Genomic DNA, 16621 nt, shown 5'->3' with positions numbered 1-16621 from the left:
AGCATAGGGGCCCCGGTAAAGGACGCCCACAGAGCCCTTTTGCCTCGGCTTGGGCGAAAGCTTCACGCCAAAAGTAAGAGGCCAAAGCTTTGGCCTCTTCCCCTTTTGTGGGGGTGGCCATACAATAGGGCTAGGTTAGGGTATGACTTCAGGTTTGGCCGAGAAAGCGGAGGAGGCGCCGTGTTTCCAGGTTTTAGCAAGCTATTCCGGCCCCGGGTGGAGGCCCTGGGTTTGGAGGTAGGGGCCCACGCCCTCAAGCTGGTGGAGCTTCGGGGTTTTCCCCCCACCCTCACCGCCCTGGCCACCCGCCCGCTACCTCCGGGAACCCTGACGGAAGGGGTGGTCACGGAGCCCCAGGCCCTAAGCCAGGAGATCCGGGAGCTACTCGCCGAGGCCCGCACCCGGAAGCGCTACGTGGTGTCCGCCGTTCCCAACCCCAGCGTGATCTTGCGCACCCTGCAGGTGCCCAAGATGTCTCCCAAGGAGATGGAGGAGGCGGTGCGCTGGGAGGCCGAGCGGTACATTCCCTTCCCCATTGACGAGGTGGTCCTGGACTTCGCTCCCCTGGATCCCCTGGCCGAGGTGGCCGAGGGGGAACAGGTGGAGGTCATGGTGGCCGCCGCAAGGCAGGAAGCGGTGGCCTCTTTGATTGAGGCCTTGCGGGGGGCGGGGCTTATCCCCGTGGTCCTGGACGTGAAGCCCTTCGCTGGCCTCTACCCTTTGGAGGAAACCCTAAGGGGAGAGCCGGATCGGGTGGCGGTGGCCATAGAGATCGGGGCGGAGAGCACCAGCCTCCTTCTCCTCAAGGGGGATCGCCCCCTGGCCATCCGCATCCTCACGCTTTCGGGGAAGGACTTCACCGAGGCCATCGCCAAGGGCTTTGGCCTGGACTTCCTCACCGCCGAGGAGGTCAAGCGCACCTACGGCCTGGCCACCATCCCCACGGAGGACGAGGAGCTCCTCCTGGACTTTGACGCCGAAAGGGAGCGGTATAGCCCCGGGAAGATCTACGACGCCATCCGCCCGGTTCTGGTGGACCTCACCCAGGAGATCCGCCGGAGCCTGGAGTTCTTCCGCGTGCAGCTGGGGGACATCCAACCCGAGGTGGGCTTCCTCTACGGGGGGGGAAGCCGCCTCCGGGGGCTTTCCACCCTCCTCACGGACGTGCTTGGGGTGAGCTTTCTCACGCCCAATCCCTGGGAAGGCCTCCGGGTTGACCCCAGGCGCTTTGATTTGGAAAAACTACAGGAACTTGGCCCCGAGTGGATGGTGCCCGTGGGGCTGGCCCTAAGGGGGGTGAGTCCCCTTGATTAGGCTGAACCTCCTTCCCAAGAACCTTCGCCGCCGGGTGGAGCCCGGTTGGTGGCGGCTGGCGGCGGCCCTTTTTGCCCTGGTGGTCCTTGGCACCCTGGGCTTCCTCCACTACACCGCCTACACCGAGCTTTCCCTGGCCAGGTCGGAGCGGGATGCCCTGAAGGCCGAGGTGGAGGCCCTGAAGCCCTTCATAGAGGAGCAGAACCGCCTGGTGCAGGAGAGGAAGACCCTCGAGGCCCTCCTCGCCATCCGCGAGGGGCTCCAGAAGAACTTCGTCCCCTGGTCCCTGTACCTCGCCGCCTTCATCAACCAGATTCCCAAAGAAGGGGGGCGGCTTCCCGTGGCCCTGCGCTCCGTAGGAACCCGGGCCCTTTCGGAGGAGGAGGCCAACACCCAGGCCCAAAACGGGGCCTTTGGCGGCAAAAAGGTGCGGGTGGAGTTTACCTTGCAAGGGGAAGCCCTGAACCAAGGGGCTCTGGTGCGCTTCGTACGGGCCTTTGAGACCTCTCCCCGTTTTGGCATAGAGTTCCAAGGGGCCTCCCTGGACCCGAACCGGGGGCTCTACACCTTTAGCGCCCGGGTGGGCGTGGTGGGAGGTGAGCAAGGTGCTCGCTAGGCTAGGGCAGCGGGAGTGGGCCCTTCTCGCCATGGTCCTCACCCTGGCGGTGGGCCTCCTTTGGTACTACCTGGGCATCTTGCCCCTGCGGCAGGAGACGGAGGCGGTGCGCCAGGAGATCGCGGCCCTCCTCCCTGAACGGGATAAGGGCCGCCGGGCCCAAAGGGCCCTACCCGAGCTCCGGGCCGCCATCGCCCTCCTGCAGGCGGAAAAGCAAGCCTTCCTCCGGGCCCTCCCCAGGGAAGAGCGCCTTGCGGAGGTGCTCTCGGAGATCCTGGGGGAAGCCAACCGGAGCGGGGTCACGGTGCGCTCCTTCACCCGCTCCCCCACCACCGCCCCCGTGCCCGAGGTGCGGGCGGTGAACCTGGCCCTGTCCCTGGAAGGCCCCTTCCCGGAAACCTACGCCTACCTCAGGCGCCTGGAGGGCCTCTCCCGTTTTAGCTCCCTCTCCGGGCTCAACCTGAGCGTCCAGGGCCAGGACGTGAACCCCATCCTCTCCACCAGCCTGACCCTCACCCTCTACATGCTGGCCAAGGACCTCGAGGCCACCCAGGCGCAGGAAGGAGGTACCCGGTGAAGGACCTTTTGACCCGCCTCGCCGCTTCCTGGAAAAACCTTCCCCAGTCCACCAAGCTCCTCCTGGCGGGGCTCCTCATGGTAGGGGCGGTGAGCCTTTGGTACGTGGGCTTCTACCTCCCCGCCCAGGTGCCCCCGGCCAGCGCGGAGGTTTCAAGCCCCGCTCCCCAGGAGACGCCCAAGGCCCTCGAGGTCGCCCCCATCCCTCCCCTGAGCGAACCCGCCCCCACACAGGCCACCCCGCCCACCCCCGCCCCCAAGGCCCAAACCCCCACCCCCCCGGAAACCCAGCCCCAGGGGCTTCCCCTGCCCCAGGCCCAGAAGGAAGCCCCGCCTCCTAACCCCTTCGTGCCCCTCTTTGTGGAAACCCCGCCCTCTCCTCCCCCTATGCCCTCCCCAAGCCCAAAGCCCGTGCCCACGGGGCCCCCGGTGCGGGTAAGCCCGGGCACCCCCCTCCCCACGCCGAGCCTTTCCCCCGGACCAGCCTCCCCAAGACCCCTTCCCGGGACCGCCGGGGCCTTACCCGCCCCCAAGGTCCTGGCCCCCAGGCCCAGGGCCGAAGCGCCCTCACCCCTCCCGGAACCCCCGGTGCTCCCCTCCGCCCCGGCGGGCCTGGTGGAAGCTCCCCTACCCGAACCTTCCGAGGCGAAGCCGGAAGGCCAGGCCCCCACCACCCCCAAGACCCCTTTGCAGGCCCTGGTGGAGGAAAGGGGGCTTAAGCTGGCAGGAACCCTCCTCGGGCCCGTGAGCGTGGCCATCTTGGAGAGCAAGGAGGGCTACTTGGTGCTTCCGGCGGGAAGCCCCATCCCCGGGAGCGAAGCGGTGATCCGCCGCATAGAGGGCGACCGCGTGGTCTTGGCCCTCGAGGGCGAAACCTTGGACATCCCTCTCGTAAGCGCGCAGGCTGGAGGTGGACGGTGAAAGGAACCCTTACGAAGCCCCTGATCTGGGCCTCCCTGGCCCTGGGTCTTTCGGCCCTGGCGGGAAGCTTCCCCGACGAGCCCCGCTTCGGGGCCAAGGTGGACCTCAAGGTCTCGGAAAGTCAGGTGCGGGCCGGCCTCACCCTGCCCCTGGACGTGGCCCTGGAGGCCCTGGCGCGGAGCGTGGGCCTGCAACCCCTCATCTACCGGGCCTTTGACCCCAGCGGGGACCCGGCCAAGGCCCAGCCCCCCCTGCCCAACGTCAAGCTGGACTTCCAGGGCAAACCCTTCCGGGAGGTGTGGGACCTCCTCTTCGCCACCTACGGGGCCCAGTTCAACCTGGACTACCTCTTCCTGCCCCCCGACGTGGTGGTGGTGGCCCCCACCCAGGTGATCACCGCCCTGGTGGACGCCCCGAGCCGCACCGGGGCCATGGAGCGGAGGCCCTACCTGGTGGGCGTCCCCGAGATCGCCTACAAGCGCACCGAAACCGACGCCCAGGGCCAGGCCCGGACCGTGGTGAACCTCGAGGGGGCCAAGGCCTGGGTGCAAAACGACCTCCTCCCCTTCCTCTCCCGGGAGGCCGCCGGGCTCAACGTGAACTGGATCGTGGTGGAGGAGGGAGGGCGGGTCAAGGCCATCCTCTCGGTCCTGGCCACCCCCGAGCAGCACGCCCGCTTCGCCGATATCCTGCAGCGGGCCGGGATCGACTTCCGGCCCCTTCCCGCCCTCGCAGCGCCCAAGCCCCAGGTGGAAAGGACCTACGCCCTCACCTACGCCACCTTCCCCGAGCTTCTCTCCTTCCTGCAAAACCGCGTCCCCGGGGCCCAGGTGAGCGTGGTGCCCACCAACCCCCAAAGGGCCGTGGTCCTGGCCACCGAGGAGGAGCATGCCCGCCTTTCGGAGCTCCTGAAGACCGCCGACGTCCCCAAGACCGTCCGGCGGGTCTACGCCCTCCAGAACCTCACCTTTGCGGAGGCCCAGGACCGCCTCAAGCCCCTCCTGGAAAAAGAGCTCAAGGGGGCCCGCCTGGAAAGCCTCCCCGGCAACCCCAAGGCCCTCCTCCTCGAGGCCCCCGAGGCGGAACACGCCCTCTTCGCCGAGATCCTGAAGGCCCTGGACGTCCCTGCCCAGACCCCCACCGCGCCCCAGGAGGCCACCTTGCGCCGCCTCTACCCCTTGCGCTTCGCCGAGGCCGAGAAGGTGGCCCCCTTCCTCGCCCGGGAAGTGCCGGGGATCGTGGTGCAGACCGTCCCGGGCCAGCCCGTCCTCTCCGTGAGGGGCACGGAAAGGCAGCTCGCCGAGGTAGAAAGCCTCCTGGCCCAGATCGACCGGGCCCCCGAGCAAGGCCCCCCCGTCTTCCAGCGGGCCTACCAGCTCTCCAACGCCAAGGCCAGCGACCTCGCCAAGGTCCTGCAGGAGGCCCTGCAGGCGCAACGGCCCCAGGCGCAGGGCCAGGCCCAAACCCCAACCCGCCAGGCCACGGTGGTGGCCGACGAGCGCACCAACACCCTCATCGTCACCGGCACCCAGGAGGACCTCGCCCTGGTGGAAGGCCTCATCCCCAAGCTGGACCAGGCCGTGCCCCAGGTGAACCTAAGGGTGCGCATCCAGGAGGTGCAGTCCAACCTCACCCGGAACCTGGGCCTCAAGTGGAACACCGTGGCCGGGGGGAACGTGGTGGCCAGCGTTCTGGACTCGGGCCTTTCCCTCATCTTTGACTCCACCCGTAGCCTCGCCGCCCTCAACATCCTGGCCACCCTCGAGGCCCTCCAGCGCCAGGGGCTTTCCCGGGCCCTCCGGGACGTGAACCAGACGGTCCTCAACAACCAGACCGCCCGCCTGCAGTCGGGGGAAACCTTCCTCATCCGCCGGGTGGTGGGGGACCAGGTGGAGCGGGTGCCCTTTGACATCGGCATCATCGTGGAGGTCACCCCCCAGATCACCGCCGACGGCCAGATCCTCCTCAACATCAAGGCCGAGGTCTCGGGGAACGTCCAGCGCAACCCCGTGGACGGGGACGTGGACCGCTTCACCAAGCAGGTGGTGACCACCACCTTAAGGGTGCGGGACGGCCAGACCGTGGTCCTGGGAGGCCTCACCTCCCAGGAGAACAACCAGACCCAGCAAGGGGTGCCCCTCCTCATGGACATCCCCCTCATCGGGGAGCTCTTCAAGCAAAGGACCAACGAGACCACCGACCGGGAGCTTCTGGTGGTCATCACCGCCGACGTCCTCAAGGAACAGGCGCAAAGGCCCTGAGCCCCCAAGGGGTCCTGGGGCCGGGGGTGGTTTTACCCCGGCCCCTTCCCTACAATGGGCCCATGAGGTTCCTCACGGCAGGCGAGTCCCACGGCCCCGAGCTCCTGGCCATCATCGAAGGGCTTCCCGCCGGGCTCCCCCTCACCGAGGAGGACATCAACCCTTGGCTGGAGAAGCGGCAAAAGGGCTACGGGCGGGGCCGGCGCATGGTCATTGAGCGCGACCGGGTGGAGTTCCGCGCCGGGGTGAGGGCCGGGCGCACCACGGGCGCCCCCGTGGCCCTGGCCATCAAGAACGCCGACTTCAGGAACTGGGCCGAGATCATGGACCCCGCCCCGGGGAACGAGCCCCGCAAGAGGGCCCTCACCGCACCCAGGCCGGGCCACGCCGACCTCGCGGGGGGCATCAAGTACGGGCACAAGGACCTAAGGGACGTGCTGGAAAGGGCCAGCGCCCGGGAGACGGCCATGCGGGTGGCGGTGGGGGCGGTGGCCCTGAAGCTCCTCTCCCTCCTGGGGGTGGAAGGGGTGGGGTACGTGCCGGGGATGGCCGGGGTGTGGGCCAAAGTCCCCTTCTCCTGGGAGCTTCTGCCCCGCATTGAGGAAAGCCCCCTACGCATGACCGACCTCGAGGCCGAGGCCGAGGTCATCCGCCGCATAGACCAGGCCAAGGCCGAGGGGGACACCCTGGGAGGGGTGATCGAGGCCCGCTTCCGGGGCCTGGTGCCGGGCCTCGGCAGCCACGTCCACTGGGACCGGAAGCTGGACGGCCGCCTGGCCCAGATGGCCCTCTCCATCCCTGCGGTGAAGGGGGTGGAGATCGGCCCGGCCTTTGAGAACGCCATGAGGCGCGGCTCGGAGGTGCACGACGCCATCTACTGGAGCCCGGAACGGGGCTTTTACCGAAAGACCAACCGCTCCGGGGGCCTCGAGGGGGGCATGACCACGGGGGAGGAGCTGGTCATCCGCGCCGCCCTCAAGCCCATCGCCACCCTGATGCGGCCCCTCCCCACCGTGGACGTGGTGACCCACGAGCCCAAGGACGCCGCCAGGGAGCGCTCGGACACCACGGCGGTGCCCGCGGCCAGCGTCATCCTCTGCGCCCTCTCGGCCATCGTGCTGGCCCAGGCCTACCTGGAGAAGTTTGGGGGAGATACTCTGGAGGAAATCCAGGAACGCGTGGAGCGCTACAAGGAGCGGGCGCGCGCCTACTAACCCCATGGCCCGCCTGGAGATCCCCCGCCCCGCCACCTTCGTGAGCCTCACCGGCTTCATGGGGGTGGGGAAAAGCCGCATCGGCAAGGAGCTCTCCCGGGCCCTGATGCTCCACTTCATCGACCTGGACCGCTACATAGAAAGGCGCACGGGGCTTTCCATCCCCGACATCTTCCGCCACCTGGGGGAGGAGGCCTTCCGTAAGATGGAGCGGGAGGCGGTGCGGGAACTATTGGAGAAGGACTTCCTGGTGCTTTCCCTGGGCGGCGGCACCTTCGTGGACCCGGAAAACCGGAAGGCCCTCCTCGCCAGGGGACCGGTGGTGGCCCTGTGGGCAAGCCCCGAGACCATTCTGGAAAGAACCCTGCGCAAGCCGGGGGAAAGACCCCTACTGCAGGTAGAAAACCCCCTGGAGCGCATCCGGGCCCTCTTGGAAGCCCGCACCCCCATCTACCAGGAAGCCCCCATCCACGTCTCCACCGACCATCGGAAGGTGGAGGAGGTGGTGGCGGAGATCGTGGAAAAGCTTTGGGCCTATGCGAAGGCTAGACGTCCGTAATCCCGTTCCCTACCCCGTGGTCATCGGGGAGGGGGCCCTTCGGGAGGTACCCCCCCTGGCGGGCCCCACCGCCCTCCTCTTTGACCGCCAGGTGGAGGGCTTCGCCCTGGAGGTGGCCGAGGCCTTGGGGGTTCGCCTCCGCCTGGGGGTGGAAGGCGGGGAGGAGGCCAAGAGCCTTAAGGTCTACGGGGAAGTGCTCTCTTGGCTCGCCGCGAAAGGCCTACCCAGGAACGCCACCCTCCTGGTGGTGGGGGGCGGGACCCTCACCGACCTCGGGGGCTTCGTGGCCGCCACCTACCTAAGGGGCGTGGCTTACCTCGCCTTCCCCACCACCACCTTGGCCATCGTGGACGCCAGCGTGGGGGGCAAGACGGGGATCAACCTTCCCGAGGGGAAGAACCTGGTGGGGGCCTTCCACTTCCCCCAAGGGGTCTACGCCGAACCCAAGGCCTTGAGGACCCTCCCCCTCCCCACCTTCAAGGAGGGCCTGGTGGAGGCCTTTAAACACGGCCTCATCGCCGGGGACGAGGCCCTTCTCAAGGTAGAGGACCTCACGCCGCAAAGTCCCCGCCTCGAGGCCTTCTTGGCCAAGGCGGTGGCGGTGAAGGTGCGGGTCACCGAGGAAGACCCCCTGGAAAAGGGGAAAAGGCGCCTTTTGAACCTCGGCCACACCCTAGGGCACGCCCTGGAGGCCAAAACCCGCCACGCCCTCCCCCACGGGATGGCCGTGGCCTACGGCCTCCTCTACGCCGCCCTTCTGGGAAGGGCCCTCGGGGGCGAGGACCTTTTGCCCCCCGTGCGCCGCCTCCTCCTCTGGCTCTCCCCCCCTCCCCTGCCGCCTTTGGCCTGGGAGGACCTCCTCCCCTACCTCCTCCGGGACAAGAAGAAGGTCTCGGAAAGCCTCCACTGGGTGGTGCCCCTGGCCCCGGGGAGGCTTGCGGTCAGGCCTCTCCCTGAAGCCCTCCTCCAGGAGGCCTTCGCCGCCTGGCAGGAGGAGCTGAAAGGGCTTGGCCTCCTTCGCTAAGCACCCGCACCGGGGTTTCGCGGGGGCGCCCTGGCTTGGGCCAGCATGGGGTGGTATTCCGTGCCCGCACTTTGGTTTCGCGACACGAGATGCCCGAAATGGGGCTAGGAGAGGGCTTTTGGGGGCCCCGCCGCGGCGGGGTACCTAAAGCCCCATCCCCAGGGGCCTCAGCACCCCGCGCTTGGCCTTGCCGAAGTCCAGGGGAAACTCTCCCACCTCCGTCCTCAGGACCACGAGGACCAGCGGATGGTCCTCCCCCTCCCAGGCCACCCCTTCCCCCGTGGCGAAGGCCAGGGCCCTAGGGTCTTCCGGCGCCAAGGCGAGGCGGGGAAGCCCCTCGGGCCAAGGGAGGGTGGCCCCGAAGGCCAGGGCGAGGGCCTTGGCGGGAAGAAAGCGGCCCTTCTGCACCTTGCCCAGGTAAAGGCCAGGGGCGGGGGCCTTGAGGGCCGAGAGGGAGGGAAGCTCCTCGGGGAGGAGGTAAAGGTGGCCCGCCCTTTCCCATAGGGGGCCTTCCAAGGAAAGCCCCGCCTCCTCCAGGAAGGCCCTTAGGACCCGCCTCGCCTCCGGGGAAAGGGAAGGGGGGCGCTCCTTGGAGGGTGTGCCCCAGGCCCCACCCTCCTTGCGGAAGCGGGCCAGGAAGTGGCCCTCCCCCTCGAGGCGGTGGGGCCAGAGCCTCGCGGCCTTGAGGAGCTCCGGGTTCCCCTCCCCCCACTCCGGCACCCCCGGGGCGAAGAGGGGATGGAGGCGGGCGTCCTCGAGGCGGAACTCCGGGTGCGCCTTGAGGAAGTGGGCCACCACCCCCTCGTTCTCCTCGGGGGCAAAGGTGCAGGTGGAGTAGACCAAAACCCCCCCAGGGCCTACCAGCCTCGCCGCCTGGGCCAGGAGGGCCTTCTGCACCTCCGCCATCCTCTTGGGCGCCGAGGGCCCCCAGTGGCGCACCGCCTCTCTATCCTTGCGGAACATCCCCTCCCCCGAGCAGGGGGCGTCCAGGAGGACCCGGTGGAAGTAGGCCCCGAAGGCCTCGGCTAAGGCCCTGGGAGGGGCCTGGGTCACGGCGAGGGGTGCCCCCCAGCGCTCCACGTTCTCCAGAAGGCCCCTTATGCGTTTCCCGTCCACCTCGTTGGCCAAAAGAAGCCCCTTCCCCCCCATGCGGGCGGCCAGGTGGGTGGTCTTGCCCCCCGGGGCCGCCGCCAGGTCCAAGACCCTTTCCCCGGGCCTCGGGTCCAGGAGGACCCCCACCGCCTGGGCGCTGGGCTCCTGGATGTAGTAGAGCCCGGCGTAGAAGAAGGGGTGGGGCCCTGGCCTCGCCTCCTCCTCGTAGTAGAACCCCTCCGGGCACCAGGGGATGGGCCCAAGGGGCCAGGGGGAGATCCTCTGGAAGGCCTGGGGGGAAAGCTTCAGGGTGTTCACCCTGAGGCCGTAGGTGCGCTTCCCCTCCGTGAGGGCCTTGAGGAAGGCGGGAAACTCCTCGCCCAGCAAATGGCCCATGCGGGAAAGGAAAGCCTTGGGCAGCACCCGTGTACCCTAGCACGGAAGGCCCAGGGGCCTCAAGGGATACCATGGGCCCATGATCGTCGCCCTGGGGGCCGACCTGGTGGAGATCGCCCGCGTGGAAAAGCTCCTTTCCCGCCACGGGGAGAGGGCCTTGAGGCGGCTTTTTCACGAGGAGGAGGTGGCCTACGCCCTCGCCCGCCAAAACCCCTTCCCGAGCCTCGCCGCCCGCCTCGCGGCCAAGGAGGCCTTTCAGAAGTGTTGGCCGGAAAGCTTCTCCTGGAGGGAGGTCTGGGTGGGGATGGAGGGCAGGCGGCCCGCCCTTCGCTTCGCCCCCCGAATAGAAGCCCGCATGGCGGAGGAGGGGCTTTTCGCCCACCTCTCCCTAAGCCACGAGCGGAGCCACGCCTTGGCGGTGGTGGTCCTCGAGGCTAGGGCACGAGGCGAAGGATGAGGGCGTAGCGGTACCCTTCTCCCCGCCCGGCCGCGAGAGCTCCCCGCACCATGTTGTAAAGGGCGAGGCCTAGGAGAAAGACGCCAAGGGGAAGAACCAGGACCACCCCCACCACGGTCAGGGCCAGGAGAAAGAGGACAAGCCCATAGAGGGTGTAGCTGATCTGGCCGTTCAGGGACTCCTTGGCGTGGTCCTGGACGAAGGGCGTTTTGGGCCCGAAGAAGAGCACCCCCAAGGGAACGAGAAACTGGCCGATGAGGACGAGGTAGCCCACCAAGGGCGCCAAGTGGGCCACCGCCGCCCAGGTCCGCTCCTCCTGCGAGGGGGCAAGGGGCTCGGGTACGGGCATCAGGCCACCCCCTCAACCTCTTCCCGGATGCGGATGGGCCCCTGCTTCTCCGGCCTCAGGCCCGTCTTGTCCTGGTAAAAGGCCCGGATGGCGGCGAAATCCTTAAGGAGGTCCCCGGTCGGGTAGAGGTAGCCCCCGATGCCCACCTCCTTGCGGGGAAAGTCCACATAACCCAGGGCGATGGGCACCCCCGCCTTCAGGGCCATGTGGTAAAAGCCTGTGCGCCAGTAGGGGGCCTTGCCCCGGGTGCCCTCGGGAGTGATGAGGATGGCCGCCTCCCGCTCCCGAAGAATCCGTGCCGCCTGGTCCACCAGGTTGTTCCGCCGGGAGCGGTCCACGGGAATCCCCCCCAGGGCCCGCATGAGGAAGCCCAAGGGGGGCTTAAAAAGCTCCTTTTTGCCGAGCCACCGGGCGGGGATGCCCGCCCCCCACAGGGCCAGAATCCCCACCACGAAATCCCAGTTGGAGGTGTGGGGCGCCCCGATGAGGACATACCGCTTTTTGGGAGGAGGCTCCACCTTCAAGGTCCAGCCCAAGAGGCGGAGCAAAAAGAGGGCCAACCGCCGCATGCCCTAAGAGTATACCCGGTGTGCTATACTAGGGCCAGCGCGGGCGGGGGCCTCCCCGCCTCTTTTTGTGGGGTCAAGATGCACAAGGTCGTGATCGTGGGAAGGCCCAACGTGGGCAAGTCCAGCCTATTCAACCGCCTCCTGAAAAAAAGGAGTGCGGTGGTGGCCGATGTACCCGGGGTCACCCGAGACCTCAAAGAGGGGGTGGTGGAAACCGACCAGGGCCGCTTCCTCTTGGTGGACACCGGGGGGCTTTGGTCGGGGGACAAGTGGGAGAAGAAGATCCAGGAGAAGGTGGACCGGGCCTTGGAGGACGCCGAGGTGGTGCTCTTCGCCGTGGACGGGCGGGCCGAGCTCACCCAGGCGGACTACGAGGTGGCCGAGTACCTGCGCAAGAAGGGGAAGCCGGTTATCCTCGTGGCCACCAAGGTGGACGACCCCAAGCACGAGCACTACCTGGGCCCCCTTTACGCCTTGGGCTTCGGCGATCCCATCCCCACCTCTAGCGAGCACGCAAGGGGGCTGGAGGAGCTGATCGAGGCCATCTGGCAGAAGCTCCCCGTCCGGCAGATAGAAACCGAGCCCGAGGTGGTGGGCATCCGCCTCGCCATCGTGGGCCGGCCCAACGCCGGGAAGTCCAGCCTTCTAAACGCCATTCTGGGGGAGGAACGGGTCATCGTCTCCGAGGAGGCCGGCACCACCCGGGACGCCATCGATGTGGAGTTCTTCTTCGGGGGCCAGCGCTTTGTCCTGGTGGACACCGCCGGGATCCGCAAGCGCCCGGAAAGCCTGGTGGAGGAGCTGGCCATCAAGCGAAGCTTCCGGGCCATAGAGGAGGCGGACGTGGTCCTCCTGGTGGTGGACCCCTTCCAGGTGGGGGACCGGGAGCTTAAACTGGCCAACCACGCCCTGGAGCAGGGCAAACCCGTCCTCCTGGTGGTGACCAAGTGGGACCTGGTGGCCAAGGAGGAAGCCCCCAAGGTGCGCCGGGAGCTCCGGGGAAGGCTGGCCCACCTGGAACACCTCCCCTGGGTATACACCTCGGCCTTCACCAAACAGAACCTGGACAAGATTTTCCGCGAGGCGGTGCGCCTCTACGAGCTCAACCACACCCGCGTCCCCACCTCGGAGCTCAACCGCTGGCTGGCGGTGTGGACCAGTCGGGTCCAGATGCCCAACTTCAGGGGCAAGCCCCTAAAGATCCTCTACGCCACGCAAGCCCAGGTGGCCCCCCCCACCTTCGTCTTTTTCGTCAACCACCCCGACTTCATCACCCGGGCCTTTGAGAACTACCTAAAAAACCGCATCGGCGAGGACCTGGGCCTAAGGGAGGTGCCCTTCCGCCTGGTCTTCCGGGGCAGGCGGGAGTAGGAGCGCCATCCCCTCCACCGCCCCCGTGCGCAAGGAGAGGTGGGCGAGGGGGGTAAGGGGGGTGGGCTCCGGGTTCACCTCCGCCAGGTAGGCCCCCGAGGCGAAGGCGATCCGGCCCAGGGAGGCCGCGGGCTCCACCTCGGCGCTGGTGCCGATCACCAGGGCAAAGTCGGCCTCGGCGAAGGCCCTTTCCGCCCTCTCCCAGGCCCCTTCCGGCAAAAGCTCCCCGAACCAGACCACGTCGGGCCGGGCCCGGTGGCCGCAGGCCGGGCAGAAGGGGGGTGGGGTGAAAGCCTCCGGCAGGGGGAACCGCCTCCCGCAGGCCTCGCACCGGGCCCGAAGGATGTTGCCGTGGAGCTCCACCAGGTTCTGGCTTCCCGCGAGGGCGTGGAGGCCGTCCACGTTCTGGGTGACGAGGAGGAAGCTTCCTCCCCGGGCCAAAACCCGCCTTTCCAGCTCCACGAGGGCGTGGTGGGCCGGGTTGGGCCTGGCCTCCCGCACCTTCTGGATGCGCCAGGCGTACCAGGACCAGACCTTCTCCGGGTCCCGGGCGTAGGCCTCGGGGGTGGCGTAGTCCAAGGGATTGAAGTTCTTCCAAAGGCCCTCGGCGTCCCGGAAGGTGGGGATGCCGGAGGGCTTGGAGATGCCCGCCCCCGTGAGGACCGCCACCCGCCTCGCCTCCTCCAGGCGCTTCCGGGCTTCCTTCAGGCGCTCCATGTCCCCATCGTATCCTTAACCCATGAGGCTCTTCACCTCCGAGGCCATGCGGGAAGCGGACCGGAAGGCCGTGGCGCTGGGCTACCCCAGCCTCCTCCTCATGGAGTGGGCGGGGATGAAGGCGGCGAGGGTCTACCGGGAGCTTTTCGGCAAGGCCCCCGCCTTGGTCCTGGCGGGCAAGGGAAATAACGGCGGCGACGGGCTGGTCCTGGCGCGCCACCTCCTCCTGGAAGGGGTGCGGGTGCGGGTCCACGCCGCCCAAGGGCAAACCGGGGACGCCCTTCTCGCCCTGCAAGCCCTTCTCGCCCACGGGGTGGAGGTAAGGCCTCTGGAAGAGGCCTTTTTTCAGGAAGGGGAGGTGGTGGTGGACGCCCTCTTCGGCACCGGGCTCACGGGGCCCCTCACGGGCTTTTATGCGGGGCTCGTGGAGCGGGTGAAGGCCCAAAGCCTTCCCGTCCTCGCCCTGGACCTTCCCTCGGGCCTCCCCTACAGCCCCCACGTCCGGGCCACGGCCACCGTGGCCTTCGCCGCCCTCAAGACTCCCCACCTCCTAAAGCGGGAAGCCTGCGGGAGGCTTTACCTGGCGGAGATCGGCCTGCCCAAAGCCCTCCTAGAGCGCGAGGACCTCCCCGAGGTGGCCACCCCTGAGGCCCTAAGGCCCCTCCTCCCCCAGCGCCCCCTCACCGCCCACAAGGGAAGCGTGGGCCGGGTGGGGGTCCTGGGGGGGTATCGGGGAGAGGGCCTCCGCTACGCCGGGGCGCCCCTTCTCGCCAGCCTCGGGGCCTACCGCATGGGAGCGGGGCTCGTGCACCTGGTGGCCCCGGAGGGGACTCCTCTTGAGCCCTTAGAGGCCGTCTTCCACCCCGTTTCCTACCCCACCCTTCCCTCCATGCGGGTGGAGGCCCTGGCCGTGGGGATGGGCGGGGGGCCTTGGGGAAGGGAGTGGGCCCTAAAGGCCCTGGAGGCCCGCCTTCCCACCGTCTTAGACGCCGACGCCCTCCACTCCGAGGTGGCCGAGGCCTACCGGAAGGCGGGCGTCCCTGCCGTCCTCACCCCCCACGCGGGGGAGGCGGGTAGGCTTCTGGGCCTTTCTCCGGAGGAAGTGGCGAAGGACCCCCTGGAGGCGGCCCGGGCCCTGGCGGAGCAGACAGGGCTCACCGTGGTCCTCAAGGGGAACCCCACGGTGGTGGCGGAAGGGGGAAGGCTTTCCGTGAACCCCACGGGGAACCCCGCCCTAGCCACCGGGGGCACGGGGGACGTGCTTTCGGGGGCCATCGCCGCCCTTTTGGCCGCGGGGCTTAGGCCCTTTGACGCGGCCAGGCTTGGAGTTTTTCTCCACGGCCTCGCCGGGGACCTCCTGGCCGAGGAGAAGGGGGTGGGCCTCCTCGCCCGGGAGGTGGCGGAGGCCCTGCCCCAGGCGCGAAGGCTCCTCCAGAAGGGTCAGGTGCCCTCGGCCTACCTCCTCCGGTAGCCTTGGGATTCGAGTTCCACGCTTTGCCAAAATCCTAGGAAACCCCTGGTATGCTGGGGCGGGACCTATGGAGCCCCTTCCCCGCCTCTACGTCCCCGCCACCCTGGCCAACCTGGGCTCGGGCTTTGACGCCTTGGGGGTGGCCCTGGACCTCTACCTCGAGGTGGAGGCCCACCCCGCTCCGGAGGACGCCTTCCTCTACGAGGGGGAAGGCCGCGTGGAGAGCACGGACAACCTCATCCACCAGGGGTACCGCGCGGGCATGCGGGCCCTGGGCCTTGAGCCCCTTCCCCTAAGGGTGCGGGCCTTCAACCCCATCCCCCTGGCCCGGGGGATGGGGAGCTCCTCCGCCGCCTTAGTGGCCGGGGTGGCCCTGGCGGACCGCCTTTCGGGGGGAAGGCTCGGGCGGGAAGGGGTCTTCCGGGTAGCGGCGGGGCTCGAGGGCCACCCGGACAACGTGGCCCCGGCGGTCTTTGGGGGCTTCGTGGCCGCCCTGAGCGACCCCCCCTTGGCCATCCCGCTTCCTAGGCCCGAAGGGGTGCGCTTCGTCCTGGCCGTGCCCCCTTACGAGGTCCCCACCCCCTTGGCCCGGGAGGCCCTGCCCCGGGAGGTGCCCCTGGAGGACGCCATTTACAACCTGGCCCGTAGCGCCCTCTGGCCTGCGGCGCTCTCTTCGGGGAGGCTCGAGGCCCTACGGGAGGCCTGCCGCGACCGCCTCCACCAGCCCCACCGGGCCCACCTCATGCCCGGGGTCCTGGAGGCCATAGAAAACGCCCTTAAGGTCGGGGCCCTGGCGGCCTTCGTGGGGGGGGCGGGCCCCACCCTGGCCGCCCTGGTGCGGGAGGGAGAAGAGGGGGCGGCCATGAAGGCCCTTGCCCCCTACCGGGGAGAGGGGCGTACCCTGGTCTTGAACATTGGGGAGGGATACCGGTGGAAGGAAACCTGAGCCTCATTCCCCTCACGGAGGTCCTGGAGCTCATCCACGGCCACCGCCGTTCCGGCACCCTGGAGGTGCAGGCTGGCCCCCTTCCCCTCACCCTCCGCTTCGCCCAGGGCGAGGTGGTGGAGGCGGCCATCCTGGACTGGGAAGGCCTCGAGGCCCTCTTCACCTTCCCCTTGCACCCCCAGGAAGGCACTTTCCGCTTCCAACCGGGACCGGCCTCCCCGGAACCTCCCCTTCTACCCTTCCCCACCCTCCTCGGGGAATGGGCCCGGGTCAACGACGAGTGGGATCGCTTCCGCTCCCTCATAGACTCGCCCAGCCGCGTGCTGGAAGCCCTCCGCCCCAAGCCCCCTCTGGAAGTCTTCCAAGGAGGAAAAAGCGTGCGGGCGGCGGCTAAGGCCTGGGGCGTCCCCCTCCTCATCGCCATGGAACGGGCCTACATGGGGGTGCGGGAAGGGGACCTTTACCCCCTCCGCCGCTACGCCTGGTACGCCCTGCGCATCCGCTACCAGGGAAGAAAGAGCAAGACCCTGGAGGAGTTCGGTCAGCTCCAGGGCCTTTTGGACGGCACCCGCAACCTCGGCGAGGTCATCGCCCAGGGGGTGCCTGTGGACTTGGTGCGCCGCTATTTGGTCCAGGCTCTGGCTTCCGGAGAGATCGCCCCCCCAGGCCGGGGCTGGCTCCTCCGGGACCTCACCTGGGAGATGGAAAAAGAGGGGGAAAACTAAGCCTCCCCCCTACCTTTCGTTGCGGCGGGAACCTCAAAGGGAC

Annotated in this window: 17 protein-coding genes; 13 read left to right on the top strand and 4 right to left on the bottom strand. The window is 68.6% G+C overall.

Annotated features, from left to right (window positions below; all coding sequences use genetic code 11):
* Window positions 1–180: 180 nt before the first annotated feature.
* The 8 genes from pilM (at window position 181) to ACY5J6_RS02320 (ending at window position 8485) form a co-directional block, all read left to right on the top strand.
* Window positions 181–1314: a type IV pilus assembly protein PilM gene (pilM, locus tag ACY5J6_RS02355; protein WP_462845798.1), complete on the top strand. Its 1134-nt coding sequence runs from the start codon at window positions 181–183 to the stop codon at window positions 1312–1314.
* A complete protein-coding gene (locus ACY5J6_RS02350) occupies window positions 1307–1930 on the top strand; it encodes a flagellar protein FliT (RefSeq protein WP_462845797.1) in 624 nt (207 codons plus the stop codon). Before pilM ends, ACY5J6_RS02350 begins: the two co-directional genes overlap by 8 nt.
* The gene (locus tag ACY5J6_RS02345) at window positions 1920–2507 is read left to right on the top strand and encodes a type IV pilus inner membrane component PilO (protein ID WP_462845796.1); all 588 of its coding nucleotides are present in this window, start codon (window positions 1920–1922) and stop codon (window positions 2505–2507) included. The genes ACY5J6_RS02350 and ACY5J6_RS02345 overlap by 11 nt, the downstream gene beginning before the upstream one ends.
* Window positions 2504–3427 carry a competence protein gene (locus tag ACY5J6_RS02340; protein ID WP_462845795.1) on the top strand — a complete coding sequence of 308 codons (924 nt, stop codon included), beginning with the start codon at window positions 2504–2506 and terminating at the stop codon, window positions 3425–3427. The genes ACY5J6_RS02345 and ACY5J6_RS02340 overlap by 4 nt, the downstream gene beginning before the upstream one ends.
* Window positions 3424–5688, top strand: coding sequence for a secretin N-terminal domain-containing protein (locus ACY5J6_RS02335; protein ID WP_462845794.1), 2265 nt, complete (start codon window positions 3424–3426; stop codon window positions 5686–5688). The genes ACY5J6_RS02340 and ACY5J6_RS02335 overlap by 4 nt, the downstream gene beginning before the upstream one ends.
* A 62-nt stretch (window positions 5689–5750) precedes the next feature.
* Window positions 5751–6902 (top strand): chorismate synthase, encoded by a 1152-nt coding sequence (gene aroC / locus ACY5J6_RS02330; RefSeq protein ID WP_462845793.1) that lies wholly within the window; start codon window positions 5751–5753, stop codon window positions 6900–6902.
* Window positions 6903–6906: 4 nt separating this feature from the next.
* A complete protein-coding gene (locus ACY5J6_RS02325; protein WP_462845792.1) occupies window positions 6907–7461 on the top strand; it encodes a shikimate kinase in 555 nt (184 codons plus the stop codon).
* On the top strand, window positions 7439–8485 hold the full coding sequence (locus ACY5J6_RS02320) for a 3-dehydroquinate synthase (protein ID WP_462845791.1): 1047 nt from the start codon (window positions 7439–7441) through the stop codon (window positions 8483–8485). The genes ACY5J6_RS02325 and ACY5J6_RS02320 overlap by 23 nt, the downstream gene beginning before the upstream one ends.
* Before the next feature lie 144 nt (window positions 8486–8629).
* On the opposite strand, the gene rsmF is transcribed toward ACY5J6_RS02320, so the two are convergent.
* Complete coding sequence (gene rsmF / locus ACY5J6_RS02315) at window positions 8630–10000, bottom strand: 16S rRNA (cytosine(1407)-C(5))-methyltransferase RsmF (protein WP_462845790.1); 1371 nt, start codon at window positions 9998–10000, stop codon at window positions 8630–8632.
* Window positions 10001–10052: 52 nt separating this feature from the next.
* Here rsmF and ACY5J6_RS02310 point away from each other — a divergent pair, with 52 nt between their 5' ends.
* Entirely contained in the window at window positions 10053–10430 is a 378-nt protein-coding gene (locus ACY5J6_RS02310) for a 4'-phosphopantetheinyl transferase superfamily protein (RefSeq protein WP_462840491.1), read from the top strand.
* Here the strand turns inward: ACY5J6_RS02310 and ACY5J6_RS02305 are convergent.
* A complete protein-coding gene (locus ACY5J6_RS02305; RefSeq protein WP_462845789.1) occupies window positions 10408–10779 on the bottom strand; it encodes a DUF4870 domain-containing protein in 372 nt (123 codons plus the stop codon). The genes ACY5J6_RS02310 and ACY5J6_RS02305 overlap by 23 nt on opposite strands.
* On the bottom strand, window positions 10779–11348 hold the full coding sequence (locus ACY5J6_RS02300) for a lysophospholipid acyltransferase family protein (protein ID WP_462845788.1): 570 nt from the start codon (window positions 11346–11348) through the stop codon (window positions 10779–10781). The genes ACY5J6_RS02305 and ACY5J6_RS02300 overlap by 1 nt, the downstream gene beginning before the upstream one ends.
* 78 nt (window positions 11349–11426) lie before the next feature.
* Here ACY5J6_RS02300 and der point away from each other — a divergent pair, with 78 nt between their 5' ends.
* On the top strand, window positions 11427–12719 hold the full coding sequence (der, locus tag ACY5J6_RS02295; protein ID WP_462845787.1) for a ribosome biogenesis GTPase Der: 1293 nt from the start codon (window positions 11427–11429) through the stop codon (window positions 12717–12719).
* Here the strand turns inward: der and ACY5J6_RS02290 are convergent.
* Entirely contained in the window at window positions 12672–13436 is a 765-nt protein-coding gene (locus ACY5J6_RS02290) for an SIR2 family NAD-dependent protein deacylase (RefSeq protein ID WP_462845786.1), read from the bottom strand. The genes der and ACY5J6_RS02290 overlap by 48 nt on opposite strands.
* A 22-nt stretch (window positions 13437–13458) precedes the next feature.
* Between ACY5J6_RS02290 and ACY5J6_RS02285 the strand changes: the two genes are divergently transcribed.
* The 3 genes from ACY5J6_RS02285 to ACY5J6_RS02275 all read left to right on the top strand — a co-directional run bounded on the left by ACY5J6_RS02285 (window position 13459) and on the right by ACY5J6_RS02275 (window position 16578).
* Window positions 13459–14907, top strand: coding sequence for an NAD(P)H-hydrate dehydratase (locus ACY5J6_RS02285; protein ID WP_462845785.1), 1449 nt, complete (start codon window positions 13459–13461; stop codon window positions 14905–14907).
* 67 nt (window positions 14908–14974) lie between these two features.
* A complete protein-coding gene (gene thrB / locus ACY5J6_RS02280; RefSeq protein ID WP_462845784.1) occupies window positions 14975–15853 on the top strand; it encodes a homoserine kinase in 879 nt (292 codons plus the stop codon).
* On the top strand, window positions 15838–16578 hold the full coding sequence (locus ACY5J6_RS02275) for a DUF4388 domain-containing protein (protein WP_462845783.1): 741 nt from the start codon (window positions 15838–15840) through the stop codon (window positions 16576–16578). The genes thrB and ACY5J6_RS02275 overlap by 16 nt, the downstream gene beginning before the upstream one ends.
* Window positions 16579–16621 lie beyond the last annotated feature (43 nt).

The sequence above is a fragment of the Thermus sp. H19.2 genome, assembly GCF_054979525.1.
The sequence above is the reverse complement of the archived record's forward strand: the minus strand, read 5'-3'. Positions and strand labels throughout refer to the sequence as shown.

Excerpts from the sequence above, each read along its gene's own strand:
- ACY5J6_RS02300 (WP_462845788.1), bottom strand. The coding sequence starts at position 11,348 with ATGCGGCGGTTGGCCCTCTTTTTGCTCCGCCTCTTGGGCTGGACCTTG.
- aroC (WP_462845793.1), top strand. The coding sequence starts at position 5,751 with ATGAGGTTCCTCACGGCAGGCGAGTCCCACGGCCCCGAGCTCCTGGCC.
- ACY5J6_RS02290 (WP_462845786.1), bottom strand. The coding sequence starts at position 13,436 with ATGGAGCGCCTGAAGGAAGCCCGGAAGCGCCTGGAGGAGGCGAGGCGG.
- ACY5J6_RS02320 (WP_462845791.1), top strand. The coding sequence starts at position 7,439 with ATGCGAAGGCTAGACGTCCGTAATCCCGTTCCCTACCCCGTGGTCATC.
- ACY5J6_RS02285 (WP_462845785.1), top strand. The coding sequence starts at position 13,459 with ATGAGGCTCTTCACCTCCGAGGCCATGCGGGAAGCGGACCGGAAGGCC.
- ACY5J6_RS02310 (WP_462840491.1), top strand. The coding sequence starts at position 10,053 with ATGATCGTCGCCCTGGGGGCCGACCTGGTGGAGATCGCCCGCGTGGAA.
- ACY5J6_RS02325 (WP_462845792.1), top strand. The coding sequence starts at position 6,907 with ATGGCCCGCCTGGAGATCCCCCGCCCCGCCACCTTCGTGAGCCTCACC.
- ACY5J6_RS02305 (WP_462845789.1), bottom strand. The coding sequence starts at position 10,779 with ATGCCCGTACCCGAGCCCCTTGCCCCCTCGCAGGAGGAGCGGACCTGG.
- der (WP_462845787.1), top strand. The coding sequence starts at position 11,427 with ATGCACAAGGTCGTGATCGTGGGAAGGCCCAACGTGGGCAAGTCCAGC.
- thrB (WP_462845784.1), top strand. The coding sequence starts at position 14,975 with ATGGAGCCCCTTCCCCGCCTCTACGTCCCCGCCACCCTGGCCAACCTG.